Annotated in this window: 3 protein-coding genes; all 3 read right to left on the reverse strand. The window is 39.0% G+C overall.

The window, feature by feature from the left end:
* A partial coding sequence (locus QZ359_RS00295; protein ID WP_293947430.1) for a pneumococcal-type histidine triad protein occupies nucleotides 1–737 on the reverse strand: 737 nt, incomplete at its 3' end.
* Nucleotides 738–744: 7 nt separating this feature from the next.
* Entirely contained in the window at nucleotides 745–1,662 is a 918-nt protein-coding gene (adcAII, locus tag QZ359_RS00300; RefSeq protein ID WP_293947431.1) for a zinc-binding lipoprotein AdcAII, read from the reverse strand.
* Between the two features lie 295 nt (nucleotides 1,663–1,957).
* Nucleotides 1,958–3,349, reverse strand: coding sequence for an amino acid permease (locus QZ359_RS00305; RefSeq protein ID WP_293947433.1), 1,392 nt, complete (start codon nucleotides 3,347–3,349; stop codon nucleotides 1,958–1,960).
* Between the last annotated feature and the right edge of the window lie 176 nt (nucleotides 3,350–3,525).

A 3,525-nucleotide genomic window follows, 5' to 3' on the forward strand; every position in this document is an offset into this window, starting at 1 on the left:
CTGCTTGAACGATATTCAACCGTACTTAATTGCCCACCTTTTCCAGATAAGAAGGCTTGGGCAGCAGCTAATTCACTGGCAGACAAGTCACTCTTAGGAATATAGTGGAAGTGATTGCCATGAGGAACGATATAAGCATCACCCGTATCTTCGATGATATCAGATGCATTGAAGATATAACCATCATCCGTTGTATAACGTCCTTGGGCTCTGGCTGCAGCAACAGCATTATCTGTACTTGAATTATGATTATGACTGTGTTCCTGCTTCTGACGTTTAATCTCTTCTTTTGTCCGAATATTGTCCGCATGAGCCGCATCTTTAAGGTAAACATAGTATTTCCCGTCTACCTTAATCACATAGCCACCCTTGATTTCATTGACAATGTCTGAATCCTTCAACTGATAATTCGGATCTTTCATCAGCAGTTCTTCACTGATGATGGCATCATAAGGAACCTTGCCATTATAGTAGTGATAATGGTCTCCATGAGAGGTCACATAACCTTGATCCGTAATCTTGATAACGATTTGTTCGGCGTTGATTCCCTCTCTCTTACTGACTTCATCTGGTGTCAAATTTTCTGCTTTTTGACCAGCCTGATCACCATCTATATAAGCAACTCGATTCGAATCTTTCTTAACTTGACCAGCCTGATACCGTCCAAGCTCATAGGAACAAACACTTAGGGCAAGAACTGCCACTGAACCCGCTACATATTTTTTATTGATTTTCATTCTTTCCTCACTTTAATTCTTCTGCTAGAACACTCATATTTTCTTCCAGGTTTTCTAAATAAGTCTTGTCATTTTGTGGGTCTGCCTCTAAAGGATTCAGAGTTTTAAGACCCACACCTGTTGATTTGACAAGAGTTTCAGCTACTTTTGAAGAAGCATTACTTTCTGTAAAAATTGTTTTAACCTTATATGTTTTAACAAATTCCTGAATTTCTGTAAGTTGTCGTGGACTTGGTTCTTGTTCAGGAGAGATACCTGCAATACCAAGTTGATTAAGTCCAAATCTCTTCGCTAGATAAGAAAAGGCTGTATGTTGTGTTACAAATGTTTTCTGAGTCGCTTTTTCAAATTTAGGCTGGAATTTCTTAGTTAGTTCTTGAGCTTTTTTGATAAAGGCTTGCGCATTTTTCTGGTAAGTTTCTTTATGCTCACTATCCACCTCTGAAAGTTTATCAGCGATAATCTGAGCTTCTTCACCAGCTTTTTCAGGATCTAGCCAAGTGTGAGGGTCATAGAGCGTTTTTTCATCAACTCCATCCCCTGCTTCCACATCTTCTAGCCCTGGGACGCGGTCCAAGGTCATTCCCTCAGAAGCCTCTAAAACCTTAACTTTGGATTTTTTTAGATTTGGATCCAGACTTCCTGCCCAAGATTCGAGTGTATGAGAATGATAAACAAAGACATCTGCATCATAGATGGCCGCGATGTCATTTGCCGAAGGTTCAAAAGAATGAATCCCACTACTTGACTGAATCATCCGAACATCATTCAAGTCACCTGACACTTCCTTAACCATAGCGTAGATAGGATAAAAACTGGTCACAATTTTCATCCCCTTTCCTGTCTGGCTTTCCTTTTGACTACAGGCTCCTAGCAATAAAAGAAAAACACTTAACAAGACTAAAAATAAATTTTGTTTCTTCATGAACAACTCCTTAACCGTTTAATTAACTAGTAAACATTCTACTCCTAAAAATTTAATCTGTCAAGATATTTTTAGAAAAAATTTGAAATTTCTTTCACATATAAAAATCTGCTGAGTTTCAACAACTCAACAGATTCTCACTTTATATACTCAATGAAAATCAAAGAGCAAACTAGGAAGCTAGCCGCAGGTTGCTCAAAACACCGTTTTGAGGTTGTGGATAGAACTGACGAAGTCAGTAACATATATACGGCAAGGCGAAGCTGACGTGGTTTGAAGAGATTTTCGAAGAGTATTATTCTTCTATGGTAGAATGCTTATAGCCATAAGTGAAGTAAATAAAACTTCCTATCAACAAAGCAATCAAGAAAGCAATCCAAGTTTCCATATTATACTGCAACATGAAGGACAAACAAATGATGATCGATAAAATTGGTAACAGGGGTACCAAGGGAGTTTTAAATTCCCCAGCTTTTGGCATTCCTTTTTCTTTCCGTAGGCGAATCAGACCATAAGCCAGCATGATCAAGTAGGCTAGAGTACAAATATTTAAGAAGGCTGCAATACTAGCTAGTGGGAACATTCCTGCTGCTACTGCTGAAGCTAGACCTGTCAAGATAGTCGCATTTTTGGGTACCTTGCTAGTCTTCGTTAGTTCTTTAAAGGCAGCAGGCATCAAGCCGTCACGTGCTAAACTGTAAATCATACGCGATAGGGCATAGGTCATCGAAATACAAACTGTAATCAAGGTCAAGATAGCCACTAATGACACATAGTTGGCTGCCCAACTAATCCCAACACTACGAAGGGCAAAGGCAACGGCATCATCGACATTTAGATGACTATAGTGAACCACACCAGTCAAGACAAGCGTCACCAAGGCATAAAGAATGGTTACGATAGAAAGCGATAAGACAATCCCTCTAGGAATATTTTTTTGAGGAGTCTTGACCTCATCTACAGCCATAGAGATGGATTCAAATCCCAAAAAACCGAAGAACATTAAGGAGGCACCAGCCATAATACCAGTACTAGCTCCATAGATTTGTCCAAAACCATAAGGAGCAAAATTACTCCAATTATCAAGTTTGATATGCCAAATTCCTACTAAAACAAAGAGAGCTAAAGCCGAGAATTTCAAAATAACTAGAATAGAATTAAAGCGTAAGGCTGCTTTAGCATTGAGTAAAACAAGCGAGGTCACCAATACCAAGACAAGAATAGGCAATAAATCAACAAACGTTCCTGCTTGAGGATTAAAGGTACCATTTAAAGCCTGAGGAAGGGCTATCCCGTATTGAGAGAGCAAGCCTTTAAAATAAGCTGCCCAACCCGAAGCCACACCAGATATGGCTGTCATGAACTCCATCATGGTTAACCAACCAGCCAACCAGGCAGGGAATTCTCCTAAAATAGCATAGAGATAACTGTAGGCACCACCTGTAGCGGGTACTCGCGAAGCAAATTCTGCAAAAAAGAGGGCTGATAATCCCACACACAAGGCAGAAATGACGATTGAAATCACTAGTGCTGGACCAGCAAGCGTTGCAGCTGCAGTACCTGTAATTGTAAAGACACCTGTCCCTACCATAGCTCCGATACCTAACAAAATCAAATCCCATAACTTCAAATGCCTATGCATCTCCGTTTTATCTAAACTAACATTTTTTGTTCTAAATATATTCATCTTTGACTCCAAAATAAAATGATGATTCTATTTTACCATAAATATAGTAGATTTGTGAATATTTATAAAACATTTTTCTGAAAAAATCTGACTACCTTTTTGTAATAGCTTATACTCAATGAAAATCAAAGAGCAAACTAGGAAACTAGCCACAGGCTGTACTTGAGTACGGCAAG

Origin of the sequence: Streptococcus sp., assembly GCF_019414905.1 — a bacterium.
Lineage (GTDB): Bacteria > Bacillota > Bacilli > Lactobacillales > Streptococcaceae > Streptococcus.

Excerpts from the sequence above, each read along its gene's own strand:
- adcAII (WP_293947431.1), bottom strand. The coding sequence starts at position 1,662 with ATGAAGAAACAAAATTTATTTTTAGTCTTGTTAAGTGTTTTTCTTTTA.
- QZ359_RS00305 (WP_293947433.1), bottom strand. The coding sequence starts at position 3,349 with ATGAATATATTTAGAACAAAAAATGTTAGTTTAGATAAAACGGAGATG.